23 protein-coding genes and 1 tRNA gene are annotated in these 19,205 nt (G+C 45.3%); 22 read left to right on the forward strand and 2 right to left on the reverse strand.

All coding sequences use genetic code 11. The features are described 5' to 3' along the window. Positions 1 to 173: 173 nt before the first annotated feature. The 15 genes from AC1D7X_RS12460 (at position 174) to AC1D7X_RS12530 (ending at position 10,253) form a co-directional block, all read left to right on the forward strand. On the forward strand, positions 174 to 476 hold the full coding sequence (locus AC1D7X_RS12460) for a hypothetical protein (RefSeq protein WP_495475320.1): 303 nt from the start codon (positions 174 to 176) through the stop codon (positions 474 to 476). Positions 477 to 800: 324 nt separating this feature from the next. Further along, on the forward strand, positions 801 to 1,265 hold the full coding sequence (locus tag AC1D7X_RS12465; protein WP_495475321.1) for a hypothetical protein: 465 nt from the start codon (positions 801 to 803) through the stop codon (positions 1,263 to 1,265). Between the two features lie 62 nt (positions 1,266 to 1,327). Then, positions 1,328 to 1,489: a hypothetical protein gene (locus AC1D7X_RS12470; RefSeq protein ID WP_495475322.1), complete on the forward strand. Its 162-nt coding sequence runs from the start codon at positions 1,328 to 1,330 to the stop codon at positions 1,487 to 1,489. A 21-nt stretch (positions 1,490 to 1,510) separates the two neighbouring features. After that, positions 1,511 to 2,911: a TOTE conflict system archaeo-eukaryotic primase domain-containing protein gene (locus tag AC1D7X_RS12475; RefSeq protein WP_495475323.1), complete on the forward strand. Its 1,401-nt coding sequence runs from the start codon at positions 1,511 to 1,513 to the stop codon at positions 2,909 to 2,911. A gap of 280 nt (positions 2,912 to 3,191) precedes the next feature. Next, positions 3,192 to 3,851, forward strand: a complete 660-nt coding sequence (locus tag AC1D7X_RS12480; RefSeq protein WP_495475324.1) for a hypothetical protein — start codon at positions 3,192 to 3,194, stop codon at positions 3,849 to 3,851. Between the two features lie 77 nt (positions 3,852 to 3,928). Next, the gene (locus tag AC1D7X_RS12485; protein WP_495475325.1) at positions 3,929 to 4,150 is read left to right on the forward strand and encodes a helix-turn-helix transcriptional regulator; all 222 of its coding nucleotides are present in this window, start codon (positions 3,929 to 3,931) and stop codon (positions 4,148 to 4,150) included. A 154-nt stretch (positions 4,151 to 4,304) separates the two neighbouring features. Beyond that, entirely contained in the window at positions 4,305 to 4,700 is a 396-nt protein-coding gene (locus AC1D7X_RS12490; RefSeq protein WP_495475326.1) for a cysteine-rich VLP protein, read from the forward strand. 636 nt (positions 4,701 to 5,336) lie between these two features. Continuing rightward, the gene (locus AC1D7X_RS12495; protein ID WP_495475327.1) at positions 5,337 to 5,525 is read left to right on the forward strand and encodes a hypothetical protein; all 189 of its coding nucleotides are present in this window, start codon (positions 5,337 to 5,339) and stop codon (positions 5,523 to 5,525) included. Then, the gene (locus AC1D7X_RS12500; RefSeq protein WP_495475328.1) at positions 5,522 to 5,857 is read left to right on the forward strand and encodes a cold-shock protein; all 336 of its coding nucleotides are present in this window, start codon (positions 5,522 to 5,524) and stop codon (positions 5,855 to 5,857) included. The genes AC1D7X_RS12495 and AC1D7X_RS12500 overlap by 4 nt, the downstream gene beginning before the upstream one ends. Before the next feature lie 125 nt (positions 5,858 to 5,982). After that, on the forward strand, positions 5,983 to 6,825 hold the full coding sequence (locus tag AC1D7X_RS12505; protein ID WP_495475329.1) for a hypothetical protein: 843 nt from the start codon (positions 5,983 to 5,985) through the stop codon (positions 6,823 to 6,825). A gap of 2 nt (positions 6,826 to 6,827) precedes the next feature. Then, positions 6,828 to 7,100 (forward strand): hypothetical protein, encoded by a 273-nt coding sequence (locus tag AC1D7X_RS12510; RefSeq protein WP_495475330.1) that lies wholly within the window; start codon positions 6,828 to 6,830, stop codon positions 7,098 to 7,100. 70 nt (positions 7,101 to 7,170) lie between these two features. Further along, a complete protein-coding gene (locus tag AC1D7X_RS12515; protein WP_495475331.1) occupies positions 7,171 to 7,806 on the forward strand; it encodes a hypothetical protein in 636 nt (211 codons plus the stop codon). A gap of 81 nt (positions 7,807 to 7,887) precedes the next feature. Further along, on the forward strand, positions 7,888 to 8,196 hold the full coding sequence (locus tag AC1D7X_RS12520) for a hypothetical protein (RefSeq protein WP_495475332.1): 309 nt from the start codon (positions 7,888 to 7,890) through the stop codon (positions 8,194 to 8,196). Next, positions 8,197 to 9,870 carry a hypothetical protein gene (locus AC1D7X_RS12525; RefSeq protein WP_495475333.1) on the forward strand — a complete coding sequence of 558 codons (1,674 nt, stop codon included), beginning with the start codon at positions 8,197 to 8,199 and terminating at the stop codon, positions 9,868 to 9,870. 80 nt (positions 9,871 to 9,950) lie between these two features. Further along, on the forward strand, positions 9,951 to 10,253 hold the full coding sequence (locus AC1D7X_RS12530; protein WP_495475334.1) for a hypothetical protein: 303 nt from the start codon (positions 9,951 to 9,953) through the stop codon (positions 10,251 to 10,253). Between the two features lie 219 nt (positions 10,254 to 10,472). Here the strand turns inward: AC1D7X_RS12530 and AC1D7X_RS12535 are convergent, their stop codons facing one another. Next, positions 10,473 to 11,039 carry a recombinase family protein gene (locus AC1D7X_RS12535; protein WP_495475335.1) on the reverse strand — a complete coding sequence of 189 codons (567 nt, stop codon included), beginning with the start codon at positions 11,037 to 11,039 and terminating at the stop codon, positions 10,473 to 10,475. Positions 11,040 to 11,532: 493 nt separating this feature from the next. Between AC1D7X_RS12535 and AC1D7X_RS12540 the strand changes: the two genes are divergently transcribed. The 7 genes from AC1D7X_RS12540 (at position 11,533) to AC1D7X_RS12570 (ending at position 18,509) form a co-directional block, all read left to right on the forward strand. Further along, positions 11,533 to 11,616 (forward strand) — tRNA-Leu (locus AC1D7X_RS12540). 302 nt (positions 11,617 to 11,918) lie between these two features. Beyond that, a complete protein-coding gene (locus tag AC1D7X_RS12545; RefSeq protein ID WP_495475336.1) occupies positions 11,919 to 14,216 on the forward strand; it encodes an S-layer homology domain-containing protein in 2,298 nt (765 codons plus the stop codon). 315 nt (positions 14,217 to 14,531) lie between these two features. Further along, a complete protein-coding gene (locus tag AC1D7X_RS12550; protein WP_495475337.1) occupies positions 14,532 to 15,785 on the forward strand; it encodes a Tm-1-like ATP-binding domain-containing protein in 1,254 nt (417 codons plus the stop codon). A gap of 53 nt (positions 15,786 to 15,838) precedes the next feature. Further along, complete coding sequence (locus tag AC1D7X_RS12555; RefSeq protein ID WP_495455549.1) at positions 15,839 to 16,675, forward strand: phosphoenolpyruvate hydrolase family protein; 837 nt, start codon at positions 15,839 to 15,841, stop codon at positions 16,673 to 16,675. Then, positions 16,672 to 17,082, forward strand: a complete 411-nt coding sequence (locus AC1D7X_RS12560; RefSeq protein WP_495455550.1) for a cupin domain-containing protein — start codon at positions 16,672 to 16,674, stop codon at positions 17,080 to 17,082. Before AC1D7X_RS12555 ends, AC1D7X_RS12560 begins: the two co-directional genes overlap by 4 nt. 60 nt (positions 17,083 to 17,142) lie before the next feature. Then, a complete protein-coding gene (locus tag AC1D7X_RS12565) occupies positions 17,143 to 17,430 on the forward strand; it encodes a transposase (protein WP_495455690.1) in 288 nt (95 codons plus the stop codon). Positions 17,431 to 17,636: 206 nt separating this feature from the next. Then, complete coding sequence (locus AC1D7X_RS12570) at positions 17,637 to 18,509, forward strand: divergent polysaccharide deacetylase family protein (protein WP_495475338.1); 873 nt, start codon at positions 17,637 to 17,639, stop codon at positions 18,507 to 18,509. Here the strand turns inward: AC1D7X_RS12570 and AC1D7X_RS12575 are convergent. Further along, positions 18,484 to 19,194, reverse strand: coding sequence for an N-acetylmuramoyl-L-alanine amidase (locus AC1D7X_RS12575; RefSeq protein ID WP_495455552.1), 711 nt, complete (start codon positions 19,192 to 19,194; stop codon positions 18,484 to 18,486). The genes AC1D7X_RS12570 and AC1D7X_RS12575 overlap by 26 nt on opposite strands. Positions 19,195 to 19,205: the final 11 nt, after the last annotated feature.

Raw genomic sequence — 19,205 nt, forward strand, 5'->3', positions numbered from 1 at the left:
TGACCGGTCAAGGTCTTTGAATAACGGTTATAAACGGCTCGAACCGTTGTAATCGGCTGGATAGCGTCAACTATTCGGCAATAGTCGCGTCTCGAAACGTGGCTAATGTTTTACTGCCCTCGGTCTGCGTCAACATTCCGGCGGCATTATTATATGGAGCGAGGTGTTGTTACGTGGAGTCTATTAGAATAATCGGGTATTACGTAGAACCATTGTGGGGAATTAACGAGCGAAGCGAGGAGAAGGGTTATTTAATTTCGGAAGATATCGCAGTTACGCAGGACATCGGCACCATCTACTTTCTTCGCGTTAGTCCTTCGGAAGATGAACCGGGCGCTTACGATGATAACGGAATCCTATGCGATATCTGTGTACTAAACAATCACGATTTTGATATCGCTAATCTACCGGTTGAGGCGTTAACCTTTGCGTTATGGGCTTCGAAATCAGCGGAGCCGATCGCATTAGCTATCTGATTATTCGTAGGAAGGGCGCTCTACTTTCGCAGCAAACGTGGTTGAGCGTCATTCTTATACATCGCAATGCGAACGTACGTTCCAAATGTTTCACTATTTCGAAAATAAATTACGTGTAGATGTACCGACGCTCTTATTAACCTCGTATACCACTATATAAGGCGAAAATAATTCGCGAGAAGTTGTGTCAATCGCAATCGGCAAACGTTACTAAGGTGTAAGCACAATTACGAAGGGAGGCGAAAACAGTAACTTAGGGTGTGCGAAGTTAATCCGAATATACCAAAGTAAGACCAAATTTAAATAATAGGGAGACGATGAGAAATGAAATTACACGAACTTAACAAAGATCAGGAGTCCGGATTAGAAGAAGTAACCTCAGCGCGTGAATTGCTTTATAAACGAAGAGGTATCCTGGTTGGGGATATGTTTAATGACGAAGGTCTAGTTTATTACAGCGAGGATATGCTTAACAACAATCTTATCATATGTGAGAGGACAGTTTGGCTAGAGAATGATGGGATTGGAATGTGTGTTGTTATCAAACACTTTAACGATGAAGATGCAGGAGATTGGTACCTGTACTGGGGTGAACTACTGTCTCCTATCCAAGTCTATAGAATCGTACTAGATATCTTCGAACTATATACCAGTCACTCATTAAATGACTTCTTACGTACGATAAGCGAATTAAGTACAAGCAGTATTTCTGCAGCAGTACAACATATTCAAAAGAATAGAGACGAGTTAATGGAAGGTATAAGAGCAGAAATAGAAAGTCTGAAATAGGCACGATTAACGCGCGGTGGCTTCGATCGGCTGCCGCTAATATTTTACGAGGAGGTTTGAAAGTGAAAACGTATTTCTTCTGTTATGACGCGGCATTAAGCCGGAAGTTACGAGATGGCGGACTCAAACATATCACGGTCGCTATACATCCGAGAACTCGTAAACTATTTTGGCTATACGAACAGACTATCGAATTATCGGAGGCTCTTTATACTATAAAGTAGCGGAGGGAGCGCGATTAAACAGTGAGTAAAATAATAGACAAGATATTTAAGCTCTATCTCATCCAAAGTTACCACTATCTCCTTCAATACAAGGGCGGTCACTACGCAACTCAGGGGCGACGCGATAAGCCGCTTAGAATATACCAGTTACAGGCGCACCTTGAGGGTAAATGGACGGTCGGCACGTTCGCTGGTTCGTATTTTACGAAGTTTATCTGCTTCGACGTCGATTACCGCGATCCAGCTACTGCGAAATGGATTACATACAAGTTGGCGGACGCACTCGATAGCCTGCGGATTAATGACTACGTTGTATCGTATAGCGGAGGCAAGGGCTATCACGTTGAGATATTCCTAGACGAAGCCATCACGGTAGAATCGGCGCGTAAATTCTATAATTACATCATCGATCTAGCGGATATCCGCAGTACCGAAGGTGGCGAGGTTGAATATCGTCCGTCCGATACACAAGGCGTTAAATTACCGCTCGGCATTCATCAGAAAACGGGGAACTATTGCGGATTCTGTACGGTGGGCGATGAACTCCGCGTAATGAACGCCGAAGAATCAGCCGCATATTTCCTCGCGATCCAACAAACGGACCACTTAGATATACTCGATATCATCGATGAATACGTATCATACGATAATCGCGTCGCATCGGATATGGAGAACGCCATCGGGCGCCATAAGCCGCTAGAAATCTACGATCAATCGGAGAGTTACACGTTATCTCACGCAGCCGACCGATATCACAAGGGATTAACGGGACCGGGTCAGCGTCATAAGTCGTTCTTATTGTTGGCGCGACTAATGAATCATAACGGAGTTGAACGAGCGGACGCGTTGGTAACGTTGACGGAGTGGTTCGGCTGGCAGGACAAGCAGTTTTACGCGTCAGATTGGGGTTTCTGTATACGCGATTTACGGGAATGCGTCGATCACGTTTACGATAACAATAGTACGCTAGTAGCTGAACAACGGGATTTAACGGTTACCTTTGCCGAAGTGGACGCGATTATCTGTAGATGTCCGAAGATAGGGCAGAAGGCGCTGACGTACGCGATGCTAGTTCACTCGAAGCGATGGGCGGGCGATAGTGGCGTATTCTATATGACTTCGTTACAGATGAGCGAGGCGGCCGGCATGTGCTTACGGACAGCAAAGACGAATATTGACCTACTGGCGAAATTAGGAGTAATCGAGATAGTAAGGCGAAATCAAGCGCAGCGAGGTACGTTTATGAAGAAGCCGAATTGTTACCGGATGACACTGATAGATGGAACGTGCGCGGACAAGGGTAGTTACGAGATTACGGAAGCCGCGGATTTAGGGGAATGCCTGCGATTCTTCTATACAGATACAGAATTACGGAGGTTGTTGCCGCGGAGACAGAGTGCGGCTATATTAACGATATCCTAGCCCTTATCCCATACAAGTAATATAAATATACCTATTAAGTGCAGAAACGTACACAGTTATCCCATTATGTATATCTACAATAATAGCGGCATTTAAACAATAAGTCAATTAAACAGGGGGAATTTAAATGATTACAAAAAATGAAGCGTTAAAGAAGATCCAAGAATTTATTATCGGGAATAAGGACGCGCCAAATGCGTGGCGTTCCGGGCTTGTACAGGGCTTAACCGATGAACTAGAACGCGACGGGGTTGTACCTGCGTTATACTGGTTGTGGACGATGCGACATCCTGCATTACTTAAGAAAAGTGCACCACGTCAAACGATCGGGGAAATCCTAGCGGACTTCATCCTCAACATAGATGAAATTGCAGAACGTAACGCTGAATATCCGGTACGAGGTCCGGAGAAGGCATACCGTGAATCCAACCGGAGTGAAGCATGCGAGTCTCTACTTCGATTCGAGCGCGATGAGGAAGACGCTGACTATCAGCCGCGGGGAACAGTGTTCGAAGACTCAATTACCTCCGGGAATCCCGTAGAGGAATTACTGTTTGGTGAACGGTCGGAATTGTCCGGCGAGGAACTGACCGGTCGGCTGAACGTTATCAAACGTAACCCAAGCAAGTTCATCGCTAAATATGCGGACGGCACCGAGTGGAACCGTGAAACGCAGGACAAGCGTAGGACAGTGGCGAATGTTGCCGAAGCTATCTCGAAAATTGAGATTAAGCGTGTAAGAGTATGTACTGTTTGCGGAAGTGGATTCTACTCGCATAGCTCGCAGCCAGGACGTGTTAAAGTCTGCGATATCATAGCCCATTTGAAATTTAAGCCGAAATCTCAGTGCCAGGTTGAGCGTGATAGAGTGCTCGCAGTTCTTCGTAAAAGACGAAAGAAAACTGCAGACGTAATCGAACCATATTCCAATACTATATAGGACGGGTAAACCGTCATACGGTCGTTTTTATTTGGAGAGTTAGTAACAAAAAGGTTATAAAAAGGAGGTTTGTAGTTGTGAATGCACAAACAGTAAAGGCAATTAGATTGTCTAAGGATATGAGCCAGGAGCAATTCTCCGAAGTACTGCGCGTTTCGAGATCATGCATTACTGCGGTAGAGAGTGGGTATCGCCCTGTCTCATCAAATCTACGCATCAAGATAGCACAGACATTTGGAACAGGCCCCGATATTATTCAGGCGATTGAGCGAGCAAAGGATTCTATCCAATTGGCGTGATTTCATTGCGTCTTTTATTTGTCTAAACGCTTTAACACTTTCCAGCGTCAATGTACTAACGACCTACGATATGTCGCAAAACTGACGGAGCTCGACGCAGGCCACAATAATTAGACGGACGCCACTGCCGATCCGCAACGGGAATTGATACGAAATGTCCACTAGCCAACAAACACGCACTCTAGCACGTTCATCATGCGCTTCATTCGACCCTACCACGAAGGATCAATGCCTATTCGATGGAAAATGCGTATTTTTCAACGAAAACGGAGAGAACGCTCGCTGCCGGTACTTTGAACGTAGCGTCCTTCCGATGGATACGAAGCTTGAGCGCTCCTACCACGCACAGAGGGCGCTAGGCACCGGTAATAAAACCGCGATATGTAAGAGCTGCGCCGTCCCATTCGCACGTACCTCCGGACGACAACTTTATTGTACGCAATGTGGGACGGATGAGGCACGTAAATTACGAAACAAGAGAGCCCGCGAGTTTAGATACCGGAAGCTGCTCGAAAGTAACGGAGGAACTAGCAGTCAAAGTAACGCCTAATACGATTTATCACAGTGTTATTGCCGCCTAGCGCTCGATTAGACGGGTCTTTAGTGCGTTATGGAACATTCATACCAATACGCGATTTAACACGGTTAAGGCGTTACTATTGCAGGCTAAATCAAGGGGGAAACGTAGTGAGCCAGTTAGATGATACCCGGAGGCGAGAGAACGCTAACTATTGCGGATTCCTTGCGAGTGATAAAACATGTCCGATAATGGCCGGGTTAAAGAAAGAAACGGACGCAACGTGCAAGTGCTGGCGTGAGATACCTCAGGATTGTAAATATCTCAGGCTTCACGTTATGAAGAGTCCTAAAAGGGGGCGGAGATAGTGGAACGAAGAAGATTTTCCGTAGATTATGGCGCGTCGCGTCCGTTAGACTTCCAACCGTACGTTATAGACAGCTACGAAAAAGAGGATTTATTCGATAGAATCGTTAGCTTCGTTAATTGCGAAATGAATATCGAGACGTACCGAAGCATGGACGAGGTTAAGGCGTGTAAATTAATCGAACGTATCGCCATTTTGTTCTGTAAAGCCGAGGCACCTACGCAAAATTACGGAGTCAGGAAGGCAGAAATAAGAGACGCGATCCTGCAGGCGCTCGACATACTCGGAGGTGAATTAGCACCATGGGAAAGATCCAAGTAATCGCGATCGAACCGATAGGCTATCAACGAATTGTTCATATGGAGAATACGGAGACAGGCGCTATTTACACGATGACTTTCGGTGATAGCGTAACGGAGAAATGGACTCGTTATATCGCGCCTATGCTCGTGAATACCAAAACTAAAAAGAAAAAGGGGAAAAACAAATGACTTTTTTAAATTCTACGACCTGGAAGGGCCTTGATGACACAACTATGACAGAGGTTTATTCTAAAATCGGCCCATCAATCCGCAAGAGCCCGACCGCTAAAACTCCATTACGCGTGAAAGCAGATACAAATCGTAAATTCGGTACCGTAGCCCACTATAATACGTCCAAAGCATTCGGATTTATCGCGGAAAAAGGCAGTCCTGATCTGTTCTTTCACATTTCGGAAGTAGTTTCAGAATCGTTGTACTTAAGTCCCGGTGATTCTGTCTCGTATGAAATAGGCACTAAACGCGACGGCAAGCCGACAGCGCTCAATATTCAGATAATCTAACGGAGGGATCAACGTTGAAATACACCTTATATATCGCGGTCAATAAGTAACCTACTCGGTGGAATAACGTTGATCGAGGGTCAAATCACTAACTTGTCAAACTAAATCTTAGGGGGAATTATTAAATGTCATATCAAAAAGCAAAAAGCAGTCTTGCAAGAATGCGGGAAATTGAACAATCATCGACGAACATCATGCTGAGTGTAAAACGAGCTCTTACTACGGAGTTGGAGAAGATTGAAGCCGACCGGAGGCTAACGGATGAAGGAAAGCAGGAGTCGAAAAGGGATGCCAGACAGAAATATGCCATCGAGTTCCTGCAGCAGTCACACACTATGAAGCAGGAATATGTCGCCAACATGAAGAAGGCGATTCGCGAATCCGAAAAAGTAATCTACACACCACCGCGCAAGCCGGACATAACGAAACTCGGCCGTTTCGAGGACGCATTTAAGACGCTGAAAACGGAGCTTATGTTCGCGACGTCCCAACAATCTGCCTACGATAAGCTTCGCGAGTTTAACGGCAAAATCGACGATCCATACCTCGCGAGTCGTGTCCGTGAAGACTTTGCGGAGTTGACTACAAAAATCCTCGCAATTCCCGGCGATAGTACGTTCATGCGTGGGACTGGCGCAGCAACAGTTGCAACGAATGCACGGACGGAACTTGGCGACTTATATAGTGGACTGATGAAACCGTTCGAGAGCGACGACCTTAAGGGAGCACGCGATGTTCTTGAAATTACACAGATGCTTGAAGAAGATTCGAGAGTCCACCGCTCGTATCTCGTGATTGACTCCGCACAGGATTCGTTTGGTAGGGATTACTCCCGTTATATCAACGATACGGACTCCTTCTTCGCGGCGCATCCGGAACACACGCCGGCTCCGTTTGTTGACACAGAAGGCGAACGCATTTCTCAGACAACATCTGATATTTCATGGGTATATAAGGAGGAGGTATAAATATGAGTGAGGAACTGCTAGAGTTCGCCAACCAGCGCCTGATTCGTGCGCATTTTCTTGTTGAGTCACGGAATGCCGGGATTCGTCCGGAAGCATTGGACGCTGCGTTTAAACTGGCGGATTTATCCGGCGTATCTATTGCTGACGATGGCCGCGTTTTTGGCGTAGACGATGCAATCGAGGCGCTGAGAACGGAGAGTGACTTCGTGTTTATGCCAGTGGTAGCGCCACGACCTAGATCGCTTGGTGGAGCGTCAGGACCAAGTGAATACTGAAATATAAACGAAAGAGTCAGCGGTTAATATTTGCGCTGGCTCTTTTAATATTAAAACGGAGGCTAAAATTATGAATTTACCTACAAATGTTAAGGCGGCTGTTGATAAGTTTACAGTAGAAAACAATAAGGCTCTTGCTTCTGCTAACATTCAGGTTCAGAGAATAGAAGCCATCAAAGCCGTAATCGCGACTAAACAAAAGGAGCTAGAAGTCGCGGAAAAGATACACCTCGCTGACCCGACTGAGGAGACCATTGAAAACGTGGCCGAAATCGTATGCGATATTGGGACATATGAGTTTGACATAGAAGCCGCAGAAACTACTGCGGGCAATATTATCACTCTCGCATCACCACAGACTAACGCCCTCGCTAGAACAGCCGTACTACTAGCACAGAATGAGTCGGTGACATACTTCAATACCGCCTCGGTAGCGGCATTAAAAGCCGTAGAGGACGCAAAATGGGCGTACCTCAAGACCTTAGTCGCGATCCACACGTTAAAACTAGATTCGCAAAGTATTTATACGCAGACGGTCGCTCAGACTATCGCTCAGCCGGATATCTCACCACCTAATATGTCCGTAATCAATCCGTTTTACCGTCAGGGCGTGCAGCTACATGGTATTAATGACAGGGAAATTAGAGCGGCGTTAAAAGGAAAAATAGAAGCCGGATCAGTCGCGAAGGGTAGAGAGATAAACTAATCGGATAAACTGCGAAATAAGAACGGGAGCCGGCGAATAATCGTCGGTTCTTTTTGTTGCGGAATGGAAGGGGGTGATTACATGGATGAACGGATTACAGAAACGGAAGGACACGCTATATTACGGTTACAAGACGGGGTTACCATCCTCGCGCAGATATTAGAGGGTGCGAAGTGGATCGAGTCGGATCGTAACGCGTGGGTAACAGCTGCAAAGTGCCTCACGAAGTCTAAGGTCGCTACCGTCCGTAACTTTGGATATAGCGCAGCTAAAATGGCGGATGTTATTACGCGGGCTAACGGATCGAGAAAGAGTAACGCACGAGTAAGTGATTCGGCGCAGAGATTATGGAGGAGTTACGAAAAATGTATGAATAAGGAGGTGAGATAATTGTCATTCAATTTAGATGGTAAAATACGCATCAAAGACGACGGAGCTAGCAAGACATTCAACAAGATAGAACGAGCCACTGAAAAACTTAATTCAGCTATGAAGTCGTTATCGGGTTCCAGTAAAGCGCTTAGCACGCACCAGCGAACTATTTCTTCAACGTCAAATCGCGCACAAACTGCGATGAGAGGGCTCGGAAATAGCGCTAAAATTGCAGGTACGTCGATGAAAGCCACTGGTAGAGGCGCTTCCGGATTAGTCGGGAGCATTGGGTTAGTTGCTGGAGCATATGCGGCCGCTCGCGTATCAGCGGGATTATTCAACAAGACGGTGGGAGCTGCGGCTAACTACGAGATGAGCGCAATTACGGTAGATGCGATGTTCGGTAAGAAGAACGCCGCCGCCGCGAAGAATTACTTTGACTACGTTGAAAAGCGGTCTTCTGAGTCGATGTTCGACCAAAGCGAGTTTTTGACGGCGGGGAAATCGTTCATACCGACATCGAAGAATAATAAGCAACTAGAGAAGATGTTGAACCTAGCGGAACGTCTCGGTGCGATTGATCCCGAGCAAGGGCTCGAAGGTGCCGCTTATGCACTCAAGGAGATGTTCAGCGGTGACGCGGTATCACTTGTCGAAAGATTTGAGCTACCACGCGCCGCCATGAACGAAATTAAGAAATTACCACTAGAGAAACAACTTAAAGCGCTGGATAAGTACCTCGATGGAATTGGTGCGACTAACGAGTTGATTGGTGCACAGTCTAATTCAACGATGGGCCAATACAAAAAGTCACTAGCGCAGATTAACAAAGCATTCAGGGAAATCGGGACAGGTGCGTTAACCTCGATTAATCCGCTGCTTAAGGATTTTAATAAATGGCTTAAGTCCGCAGATTTCACACGCTTTAAAAGCGCAGGTATAAACGCGATGACCGGGTTCTTCGACGGAACGGTTCGTATGGTACGGAAATCAGCGGACTACTTAAACACGCATTTCATAAGCAATCCGAAGTTTGCGCAGATACCGGATATCCCCGGTAAGATTAAATTCGTCTACGAGGACATAATGAAAACGTTCAACAATTATATGAGTTCGGGCGGATCACAAAAGATAGCAGCCATATCACAACGCGTGATTGACCTATTGGCCACCGGAATGAAGAACAGCCAACCGCTTGTCGAAGCCGCTATACGTCTTGGATCAAGTATCGGTGAGGGAATACTTCAGGGTATCCTGTCCGTTAAAACCCTTCAAACTCTACTCGGTAAAGACGGGGCTGCGATGACATTAGCAAAGAACGCGCGCTATGAGCAGCTGTACGGTGGCTACCGTGTTCCGAAAGCCGCATCACCAGCCGCCGTGCCCGCGACCTCATACTCACCACCATCCGTACTTTCCGGTAATAAGTTTCCAACGTCGATATTGAACGCGACTGGATTCGATAAGAAGGCGCTCGGTAAAAGCGGAGGTATCGATATGGTCCCGTTCAATAACTACCCTGCGCGACTCCACTCGGGAGAGGCCGTGTTGACTCGCGAGGAAAACAAGGATTATCGCGAAGGTAATAGCGGTAAGTCAGCGCCATCCATCGTAATCCAAAACGTAAGTATACACAACGGAATGGACTATCAAGCGTTCGTAGGACGGTTAGCGCGTGATCTAGCGTACTAACTAGTAAATGGCGGTATCACTCGGGAATCTCCGTTTGGTGCCGCCTCTTTTTACTATGTAAACGGAAGGAGGACGTAATCATGGCTACGAGGAAGAAACGTAGGAAGAAGCGCGTTAAACCGCCCTTAGATGAGCGTCATTATAAGGCCATCGACTTGCTGACGGCCACTCCGAGAATGAACCGTGCTGTCATCGCGAGGGTATGCAAAGTGAGCAGGCGTACATTGCTGCGATGGGAGAATCGTCAGGACTTCGAGAAGGAGCGCCTTAAGGTAATTAATAGCAAGATGGAGGATATAAGCCGGAAGATTAAACGTGCTAGACGTCCGTTAAATAGCGTGGATGATATCGAGTGGACACTCCGCATAAATAAGCTGTTATAATCGAGCAGAGTCCGATAGTGTTACATTTCACATAGTATACGTAATATCGCGTAGGAATCCACTATTGGCGCGGTTTTAACGGTTACATTACGTAACATATATCGTGTCACATTACTGTACGAAACCGGACTTTTTCCTACTCGCGACTCCGGACGTAAGGGGGGTCCCGAAACTTTTGGCGCATCTACTGGCGGCTCCGACCGGAAGCCCTCGCTGAACTCAGGGGGTCTCCGTAGCCTCTCTCGCCTTCAATGCGCGATATAACGTAGCCTTGGTCACGCCAGTAAGCGCGGTTATCTCCGCTACTGTGTGCGCCTGTGTATCGTATAGTTTAACAGCCTGCGTTACCTTCTTAGTATCCGTTGGCGGGCGTCCACCTACGCGACCACGCGCTCTACTAGCGGCTAATCCCGCGCGGGTACGTTCTACTATTATATTGCGCTCGAACTCGGCGAAAACCGCTAGCATTCCGAATAGCGCTTTACCTGCAGCCGTAGTCGTATCTATCTTATCGGATACACTGACGAACTCGGCGCCTTTAGCGGTGATATCGCTGAGCGTATTGATGAGCTTAATCGTTGAGCGCGCTAACCGATCTAGTTTATATACTACGAACACATCGCCAGGACGTAGGTTATCAAGTGCCTTCGCTAGTTCAACGCGATCATCCTTAGCACCGCTGGCTACCTCCGTGTATATACGTTCACATCCGTCAGCATTGAGCGCGTCTAACTGTAAATCAAGCGATTGGTCTGCGGTTGATATCCGAGCATATCCGATTCTCATAACGTTGATCCCTCCGTTTCTAATTAATACCATTGTATCACAAACACGTACGTTAATGCAACGTTGAATATGTAACGGGTTATGAAACGGTAATTGACGGATATGAGGGCGCGATTACGTGTGTTTCAAAACGTTCCGTATACATTCGTTTGTGGAACGGTCATGAGTAGATACTTTAGCGATGTGACGCGTTACCCCCATGTACCCCCCTCGCCGAGGCTGCAGCAACCCCACACTAAATCCGGATATCATTTTTTAACTCGGGGTGTTAATTTATGTAAGTTGCACCAATATAGGTCGCGTTGACTCGTCTTTTATAGAGTGATAATATTAGTCTTGCGTAGAGTATGCGCGCTAGATTAAATTACGACGCACCATTTACGAGTTCCATACGCTATCCTTACGTAAGCCTTTCGTATGCGCTCGGAAAAAATCTAGCGAGTAACTTCGATTATTACGCATAGAAATACACCGATAAACCCTTACGTAGTATGCGGTCATGGCGGAATTGGCAGACGCGCTAGATTCAGGTTCTAGTGGTGTAACAACCGTGGAGGTTCGAGTCCTCTTGGCCGCATGATATTAGAAATAATTAAATCTGTTTTGGAAAAGTTAAACCACTTTCTTATCATGAAGCTACATTCATGGTATTGAAGTGGTTTTTTTGTTGCTGAAGTAATCAACATTTATCATGTGTAAGCGAGGTAGATGACTCACACCTATGGTTATGTCAGGGTGATCATGTAAACAATGAACAACAATCGTATGAACGGCATTAAAAGATTTACACAAGAACGCCTTACAGCTAACAATAAGCAAACATTCCTTTGTTACTCTGAAGTAGTTAGGAATATAAAATATAACCAAGGGAGTTTTCAAATGACACTTTTATTCAAAAAGGTTACGAAACCTGTTCTATCCGTTATCATGGCATTTACGCTGATGGGTTCTGGTGTACCTGCCTTTGCCGATGATGTTACACCTACAGATCCTACTACCCGTACTGAAGTAAGCAGCACTCTGGTAACGCCTCCTGTGGAAGGTGAAACAAGCAGTACACCAGCAGCGTCCCTAGTGGAATCAACTATTAATGAAGTAACGACTCTTGCTACTGAGGGACTGGAAGTACTTGCAACTCCTGCAGCTATAAATAGAGTGACCGTAACGTTTAACGGGGATACAACAACTGCTAAAGGATTTACCTGGTATAGCGTTGTTGATTCTGTATATAGCGATTTACAGGTTGTCGAGCTGCAGGACATTCAACCTGACTTCACATCCTCACAACATTTCATAGCTCGCTCATCCGTAGCTAAGAACTCGAGCAATGATAAAATGTATAAGGCGGAAGCTACGAATTTGAAGCCTGATACCTCCTATTATTTCCGTATCGGTAATGAATCGCTGAATAGTTGGAGTGACGTGGGTACATTCCGTACTGCCCCAGTGAGTGGTGCATTCACCTTCATCGATCTAACCGATACGCAGGCAAAAGATGAAGATGAGGCTGATCTCTCAGCACAGACGATTGCAAAGGCAATGACAACCATCCCAAATGCGAATTTTATCTTACATAGTGGTGATATTGTCGATAACGGGACGAAAGAGGAACAGTGGAAGTGGCTCCTAGGCCATGCACAACCAAGTTTAATGAATATTACTATAGCTCCGGCTGCCGGTAATCATGAAGATAAAAATTATGGTTATTATGAGCATTTTAATGTAAAAGAAGCGACGGATTCCAACACGGAGACAGGTGCTTATTACTCATATGATTACAGCAATACTCATTTCATTATTATGAACTCGAATGAGAATTCGGAAGAATATGCGAATTTCACACCAGCACAGGTGGCATGGCTAAAAGCTGATGTGGCCGCTGCTCGCACAGCCGGTGCGAAATGGATTATTGTGAATTTCCACAAAGGACCATATACGACTTCGAATCATGCATCCGATAAAGACATCATGGGAACGAACGGCGTACGAAATAAAATTGCCCCAATTATGGCGGAGCTTGGCATCGACTTCGTTGTACAAGGTCACGATCATATCTATGCACGCAGTAAACCCATTAATAAAGAAGGCAAAGCAACAGAAGCCGAAATGATCACTGAAACGTTAAACGGACAAGAAATGAAGTATACCGTGAATCCAGATGGCACAATCTATATGATCCCAGCAACAGCCGGACCTAAGGTATATTACAAAAATACAAAAATGGACGATACTTACTATAGCTTCTTTAATGTGGCAGATGAGAATCATGCGGCTAAATATGGAGCAGATCCGGGCGACAGTTCGCGTCCACTGCGTGGTCAGGTTCAGAACTTCGTGGGAATTACCATTGATGAGGATAAGTTGACGGCAGTATCTTATGAAATTGATCAGAATGTAGATGGCGGGAAGCCTTATATTATTGATCAATTTGGTATTAAGAAACAATCTACAGATAGTGGCACTGGAAGTAATCCTGGAAGCGGTACTGGAAGTAACCCAAGTGGTAATAACGGAAGTTCTCCGGGTAGTAGCACAGGTAGTACAACCGGAAGTACTACTACAGGAAGTTCCACTACCAGCAGCACAACAGGGAACAGCGATACAGGTACTACGACAACACCAATAACTCCAGTTGTTCCAGTAGCGACCTTCTCAGACATCAACAACCATTGGGCAACAGATGTAATTAAGCAGGCAGCAAGTCTTGGATTCATTACTGGATATGCTGACGGAACATTCCGTCCAGATCAAATGGTGAATCGTGCAGAGTTTATAACCATGCTAGCTAAAGCATTAGCGTTAACGGACACGGGTAAATCATTGGATTTTAAAGATAACAAGCAAATCCCGGTCTATGCTCAGACATTTGTGGCTCAGGCGGTACAAGCGGGGATCGTAAGCGGGTATGATGATCATCAATTCCGCCCTATTCAGCAGATTAGTCGGGCAGAAATGGCAGTATTGATTGGCCGTGCTATGGGTATTCAGGTTAATCAGGCGGCGAAACTAACTTTTGCGGATGCGAGTGAGGCTCCGAAATGGGCAGTTCCTTATATCGCAGCCGTAACCGAAGCGGGCCTTGTCCATGGCGTTGGCGGCAATCGCTTTGCACCGAATCAGAGTGCAACCCGAGCAGAGGCAGCGACATGGATTATATCTTTATTACAGCATAAGTAAAAGTTCAACAAACAAGTACACTGGAATAGTGACTTAACTAAGCCAAGGCCGTCCTTCTGGGGAGAGGCCTTGTTTTTAGTTGTTTTAGAAAAAGAAAGAGAGGGTATACCTTTCCTGCATTGTTGTTGTATGAAATGGAATGGAATATGGCGTGCATTTGACTAGTGTTCTATTGGAATTAGTATAGATGGAATATTAGGAATCGTAGGACACTATATATAATTCATAGGATCTAGATTGATCTATAGAGTGTAAATGATGATATCACGGAATTATTTTGTGTAAGGGCTTACAGTTGGCGAGGAGGAATCCTAAATGGGAAATGATGATTTCCGTAAAAATCCTACGGTCGTATTACTCGGTACTTTTGATACCAAAGGAACGGAGTACGCCTATATCAAAGATCGGTTAAATGAGAGTGGCGTTCATACCATTCTGATTGACTCAGGTATATTGGGAGAGGCACTTACAGCAGTAGACTTTTCTCATCATGATGTTGCTGAAGCGGCGGGCACCAGTATATCGGAGTTGGTTGCCTCCAATGATCGAGGGGCCTCTATCACAACAATGGCACAAGGAGCGGGTGTTATTGTTCAACGATTATATAAAGAGGGCCGGATGAATGGGATTTTGGGACTAGGAGGTTCAGGTGGGACGGCACTTATCACACAAGTTATGCGAGCTTTGCCAATAGGAGTACCAAAGTTAATGGTATCGACGATGGCATCAGGGGAGACTCGTCCCTATGTAGGAGCAACTGATATTACCATGATGCATTCGGTTGTGGATATTGCTGGAATCAACCAGATATCGGCTACAATTCTAACCAATGCAGCTGGGGCGATGTCGGGAATGGTGAAGATTGCGCTACCGTCATTGATCAGTGAAAAACCTCTTATCGGCGCTACTATGTTTGGGGTGACGACTCCATCTGTAAATGTGGCAAGAGAAAGACTAGAACAACTTGGATATGAGGTTCTAGTCTTTCATGCGACTGGAACCGGTGGACAATCCATGGAGTCTTTGATCAAAGATGGGTTCATTACGGCATCGCTGGATGTGACTACGACGGAATTAGCTGATGAACTTGTGGGTGGGGTACTTTCGGCAGGACCGCATCGCCTGCTATCAGCAGGTGAGACAGGTATTCCACAAGTGGTTTCCCTTGGTGCGCTGGATATGGTCAATTTTGGTCCGATGGAGACCGTACCGACCAAGTTCAAAGATAGACTACTTTATAAACATAATGACACCATTACTTTAATGCGTACAACACCTGATGAGTGTACGGAATTAGGCCGAAGTATTGCGGATAAGCTTAATGCATCGAAAGGTCCGATTACACTTTTTATTCCACTCCAAGGAAACTCTATAATCTCAATAGAAGGTCAAATTTTCTATCATAAAGAAGCTGATCAAGCGCTCATCGATGCACTGAAGGAATACCTTGATCCGAATGTGGTGGAGATTATTGAAATGGACACAGATATTAATAACCCGAAGTTTGCAGAAGCCATGGCTGACCGCCTACATGAGCTTTATCAAGAGTGGATTTCACAGTCGCAGTAGTATGAGTACAGTGTAAATAGACTAATTGAATTTATTAAAAAAGGGAGGATGACATGGCTACTAGGCGAGAATTACTTGATCGTATGCGCAATGAAATTGCAGCAGGTAACCCCATTATCGGATCAGGGGCTGGAACCGGTCTTTCGGCGAAAAGCGCGGAAGCTGGGGGTGCTGATCTTATCATTATTTATAACTCGGGCCGTTACAGAATGGCAGGAAGAGGTTCGCTAGCTGGACTTATGCCATATGGGGATGCTAATGCCATTGTTGTAGATATGGCAAGTGAGGTTCTTCCCATAGTTGAAAAGACACCTGTGCTGGCAGGCGTTTGTGGCACGGATCCTTTTCGGGTCATGTCCGTATTCTTGAAGCAGATTAAGGAAATGGGATTCGCAGGGGTACAGAACTTTCCGACGGTGGGCCTCATTGATGGTGTATTTCGCGCCAACTTGGAGGAAACGGGCATGGGCTACGACCTTGAGGTCGACATGATTCGGCTGGCCCACGAAATGGATCTTCTGACAGCACCTTATGTGTTTGACGAGAAACAAGCGATCCAAATGGCTCAAGCCGGAGCAGATATTCTAGTCCCACACATGGGGCTGACTACAAAAGGAACGATTGGGGCACAAACGGCGATTACACTGGAAGAAGCAGTCCAACGTGTACAGGCTATGCACGACGCAGCGAAATCGGTCAATCCCGATATCATCGTTCTCTGTCACGGTGGACCTATTGCTACGGCAGAGGATGCAGCCTACGTACTTAAGCATACGAATGGCATTGTGGGTTTCTTTGGAGCTTCCAGCATGGAGCGTCTCCCATCTGAACTTGCTATGACATCGAATATGGTTCAATTCAAATCCATTCTTGGAGGGAATCACAAATGACAAATATCGATAAAAGTATTATTCCAACGCATTCTTTTGACTGGGGTCTGATTAAGTGGTTTGTAACGCCGGATAGCACAGAGGGTGCAAAGGTAACCTGTGGAGAGGTTGTGTTGTTGCCAGGAAAGGGGCATGATCGCCATAATCATCCGGAATCTGAAGAAATCCTGTATGTTCTTTCAGGTGAAGGAGTACAGACACTTAATGACGGTGCTCCTTTTTCCGTAAAAGCAGGAGATATCATTCATATTCCTACAGCTGTGTTTCACTCGACCTACAATATTGGATGGGAGCCTCTGAGACTATTGGCCTTTTACAATCCAGGGGGTGCAGAGATTGGTCTAACCGGGTTACCTGACTTTAAGGAGTTGTCTCCAGGTCAAATTCAAGGGTATACGCGCTCATAAGTAGAATTTCCGTGTATTGATCGGTTGAAATACGTCAAGAATGAGGATGAGGTGAATGTGATGAAGTTACTTATCATTCTTGGCAGTATTTTTTTTCCCATCGTTATGGTCATTATACAAAGGCTTTGGATCAAATGTCGGATTGTCTTTAACGTCGTTTCTATTGGATCGGCCGTTGTCTTTGGAGATATAGCTGCTTTAGCCATCTATGAAATCATAAAAGATAACACAGTATTCATGACAAACATACATGCGATTTTTCTAAATCCGCTCTTCCTTATTACAGGTGCTTATCTTGGACTGTACTTTCTATATCGATTGATGTTAGTTGCTACCAAAGAAAATTAAACAAGATCTAAATTCAAGGATAGATAAAGTGGAATCGACTTCACTTTATCTATCCTTTGTTGTATTGAATTACATCAACGATTCATTAACGGCTTCAAGGGCTGTACTCATGCCTAAATTCAAAGTTATTTCTTTTTCTGTCGCGGATACATATTTAGTCCCTCTTACTCAAACAATGAAAGCAAAGGTAAGAAAGGGTGAACGTTATGAGAACAATTTGTAGTCACTTGTTTAAAGATAGACGTTTTTTGAGAAAGCGTAACTGGGTAATGGGTTGTCTTAGCTTGAGTATGGTGTGGAATATGAATGTCGGGTATGTAGATGCATCAGAGGTGGAAGCTAATATATCGGAATCGCAAGCTAAACCCAAAGTGGCCATTATTATAGATGACTTCGGTAATGGGCAAAAGGGGACGGAAGAGATGTTTAAAATGCCGGTCAAATTAACTGTAGCCATTATGCCATTTCTGCCTACAAGCCATACTGATGCGGAGCTAGCCCATAAGCAAGGACATGACGTGATTGTGCATATGCCGATGGAGCCAAAGACGGGTAAGTCCAGTTGGATGGGTCCAGGAGCGATCACAGCTGACCTTAGTGATGCAGAAGTTCGTAAGAAGGTGGAAGCAGCGATTGATGACATTCCATATGCGGTTGGGATGAACAATCATATGGGTTCCAAAATAACAGGTGACGATAGAATCATGTCTATTGTGCTTGCAGTATGCCAGGAAAGAGGATTGTTTTTTGTAGATAGTAAAACCAATTATCACTCCATTGTAAGTCAACTTGCAGTCCAGAGGGGAATGCCTCCTGTAAATAATAACATTTTTCTAGATGATGCTCACACGATTAGTCACATCAGCAAACAATTACGTGAGGTTGAATCATGGGCTGTGAAGAATCGATATTGTATCACGATTGGTCATGTGAGTGCGGCAGGTGATAAGACCGCTGAGACAATTAGAACCCGAATTCCACAGATGAAAGAACGTGTGGAATTCGTTGGGATCCGTGATCTTGTGAAAGATGTCTGGGGCTGGAATCCTTCACCTATGTTACCGTCAGATAACCAATAATACCTGCAACGATGGCTTCGGCTATTGCTAATTGTTTGCGTGGGTTACACAACATAGCGCGGTCTTCAGCGTTACTTATAAATCCCATCTCCACAATAACAGCGGGGTCTTTCACATAGTTAAGAAGGTAATAAGGTTTACCATAAACAGGTTGTAGTCGAGTGCCATATAACGGATTTAATTGTTGTTGGATCACATTGGCAAGAAGGAAACTGCGGCCTTCATTCTGGTAAAGTACTAACGGTCCTCGATTCTGAGGTCTTTTCCCCCAATTGACATGTAGGCTTACTACTATCTTTGTAGGAACGGTACGACTTAACTCTTTACGTTGTGCTAAATCGCGTTTGTGACGTGAGGAATTGTTCAACCAATGATTCTCATCACTAAGAGCATAATCCCCTGAGCGATTCATTGCGGCTTCGTAGCCTTGGCTTCTTAGAAGCAGGAAGACTTTTTTAGCAACACTTAGGTTAATATCCTTCTCAATAATGTCTTGAAAAGATGTTCCCCCGTCTATTCCCCCATGACCGACATCAATGAGAATAATTTCCTTGGGAAAGGCTGGGAGAAATGGATCTTCGGTTGGTGCTGCGAACAAGGGGCTTAAATGGAATAGAGAACAGATAAGTTGACTCATAACTAAGATGGAGATGAGTAGGTATTTCTTCCTTGGGTATGTGATCATGAAGTGATGTG

The sequence above is a fragment of the Paenibacillus sp. Y568 genome (genome assembly GCF_059445545.1).

Bases quoted from the DNA above. Each gene is read 5' to 3' on its own strand.
- AC1D7X_RS12465 (WP_495475321.1), top strand. From the start codon at position 801: ATGAAATTACACGAACTTAACAAAGATCAGGAGTCCGGATTAGAAGAA.
- AC1D7X_RS12480 (WP_495475324.1), top strand. From the start codon at position 3,192: ATGCGACATCCTGCATTACTTAAGAAAAGTGCACCACGTCAAACGATC.
- AC1D7X_RS12490 (WP_495475326.1), top strand. From the start codon at position 4,305: ATGTCCACTAGCCAACAAACACGCACTCTAGCACGTTCATCATGCGCT.
- AC1D7X_RS12495 (WP_495475327.1), top strand. From the start codon at position 5,337: ATGGGAAAGATCCAAGTAATCGCGATCGAACCGATAGGCTATCAACGA.
- AC1D7X_RS12500 (WP_495475328.1), top strand. From the start codon at position 5,522: ATGACTTTTTTAAATTCTACGACCTGGAAGGGCCTTGATGACACAACT.
- AC1D7X_RS12505 (WP_495475329.1), top strand. From the start codon at position 5,983: ATGTCATATCAAAAAGCAAAAAGCAGTCTTGCAAGAATGCGGGAAATT.
- AC1D7X_RS12510 (WP_495475330.1), top strand. From the start codon at position 6,828: ATGAGTGAGGAACTGCTAGAGTTCGCCAACCAGCGCCTGATTCGTGCG.
- AC1D7X_RS12515 (WP_495475331.1), top strand. From the start codon at position 7,171: ATGAATTTACCTACAAATGTTAAGGCGGCTGTTGATAAGTTTACAGTA.
- AC1D7X_RS12520 (WP_495475332.1), top strand. From the start codon at position 7,888: ATGGATGAACGGATTACAGAAACGGAAGGACACGCTATATTACGGTTA.
- AC1D7X_RS12530 (WP_495475334.1), top strand. From the start codon at position 9,951: ATGGCTACGAGGAAGAAACGTAGGAAGAAGCGCGTTAAACCGCCCTTA.
- AC1D7X_RS12535 (WP_495475335.1), bottom strand. From the start codon at position 11,039: ATGAGAATCGGATATGCTCGGATATCAACCGCAGACCAATCGCTTGAT.
- AC1D7X_RS12545 (WP_495475336.1), top strand. From the start codon at position 11,919: ATGACACTTTTATTCAAAAAGGTTACGAAACCTGTTCTATCCGTTATC.
- AC1D7X_RS12550 (WP_495475337.1), top strand. From the start codon at position 14,532: ATGGGAAATGATGATTTCCGTAAAAATCCTACGGTCGTATTACTCGGT.
- AC1D7X_RS12555 (WP_495455549.1), top strand. From the start codon at position 15,839: ATGGCTACTAGGCGAGAATTACTTGATCGTATGCGCAATGAAATTGCA.
- AC1D7X_RS12560 (WP_495455550.1), top strand. From the start codon at position 16,672: ATGACAAATATCGATAAAAGTATTATTCCAACGCATTCTTTTGACTGG.
- AC1D7X_RS12565 (WP_495455690.1), top strand. From the start codon at position 17,143: ATGAAGTTACTTATCATTCTTGGCAGTATTTTTTTTCCCATCGTTATG.
- AC1D7X_RS12570 (WP_495475338.1), top strand. From the start codon at position 17,637: ATGAGAACAATTTGTAGTCACTTGTTTAAAGATAGACGTTTTTTGAGA.
- AC1D7X_RS12575 (WP_495455552.1), bottom strand. From the start codon at position 19,194: ATGATCACATACCCAAGGAAGAAATACCTACTCATCTCCATCTTAGTT.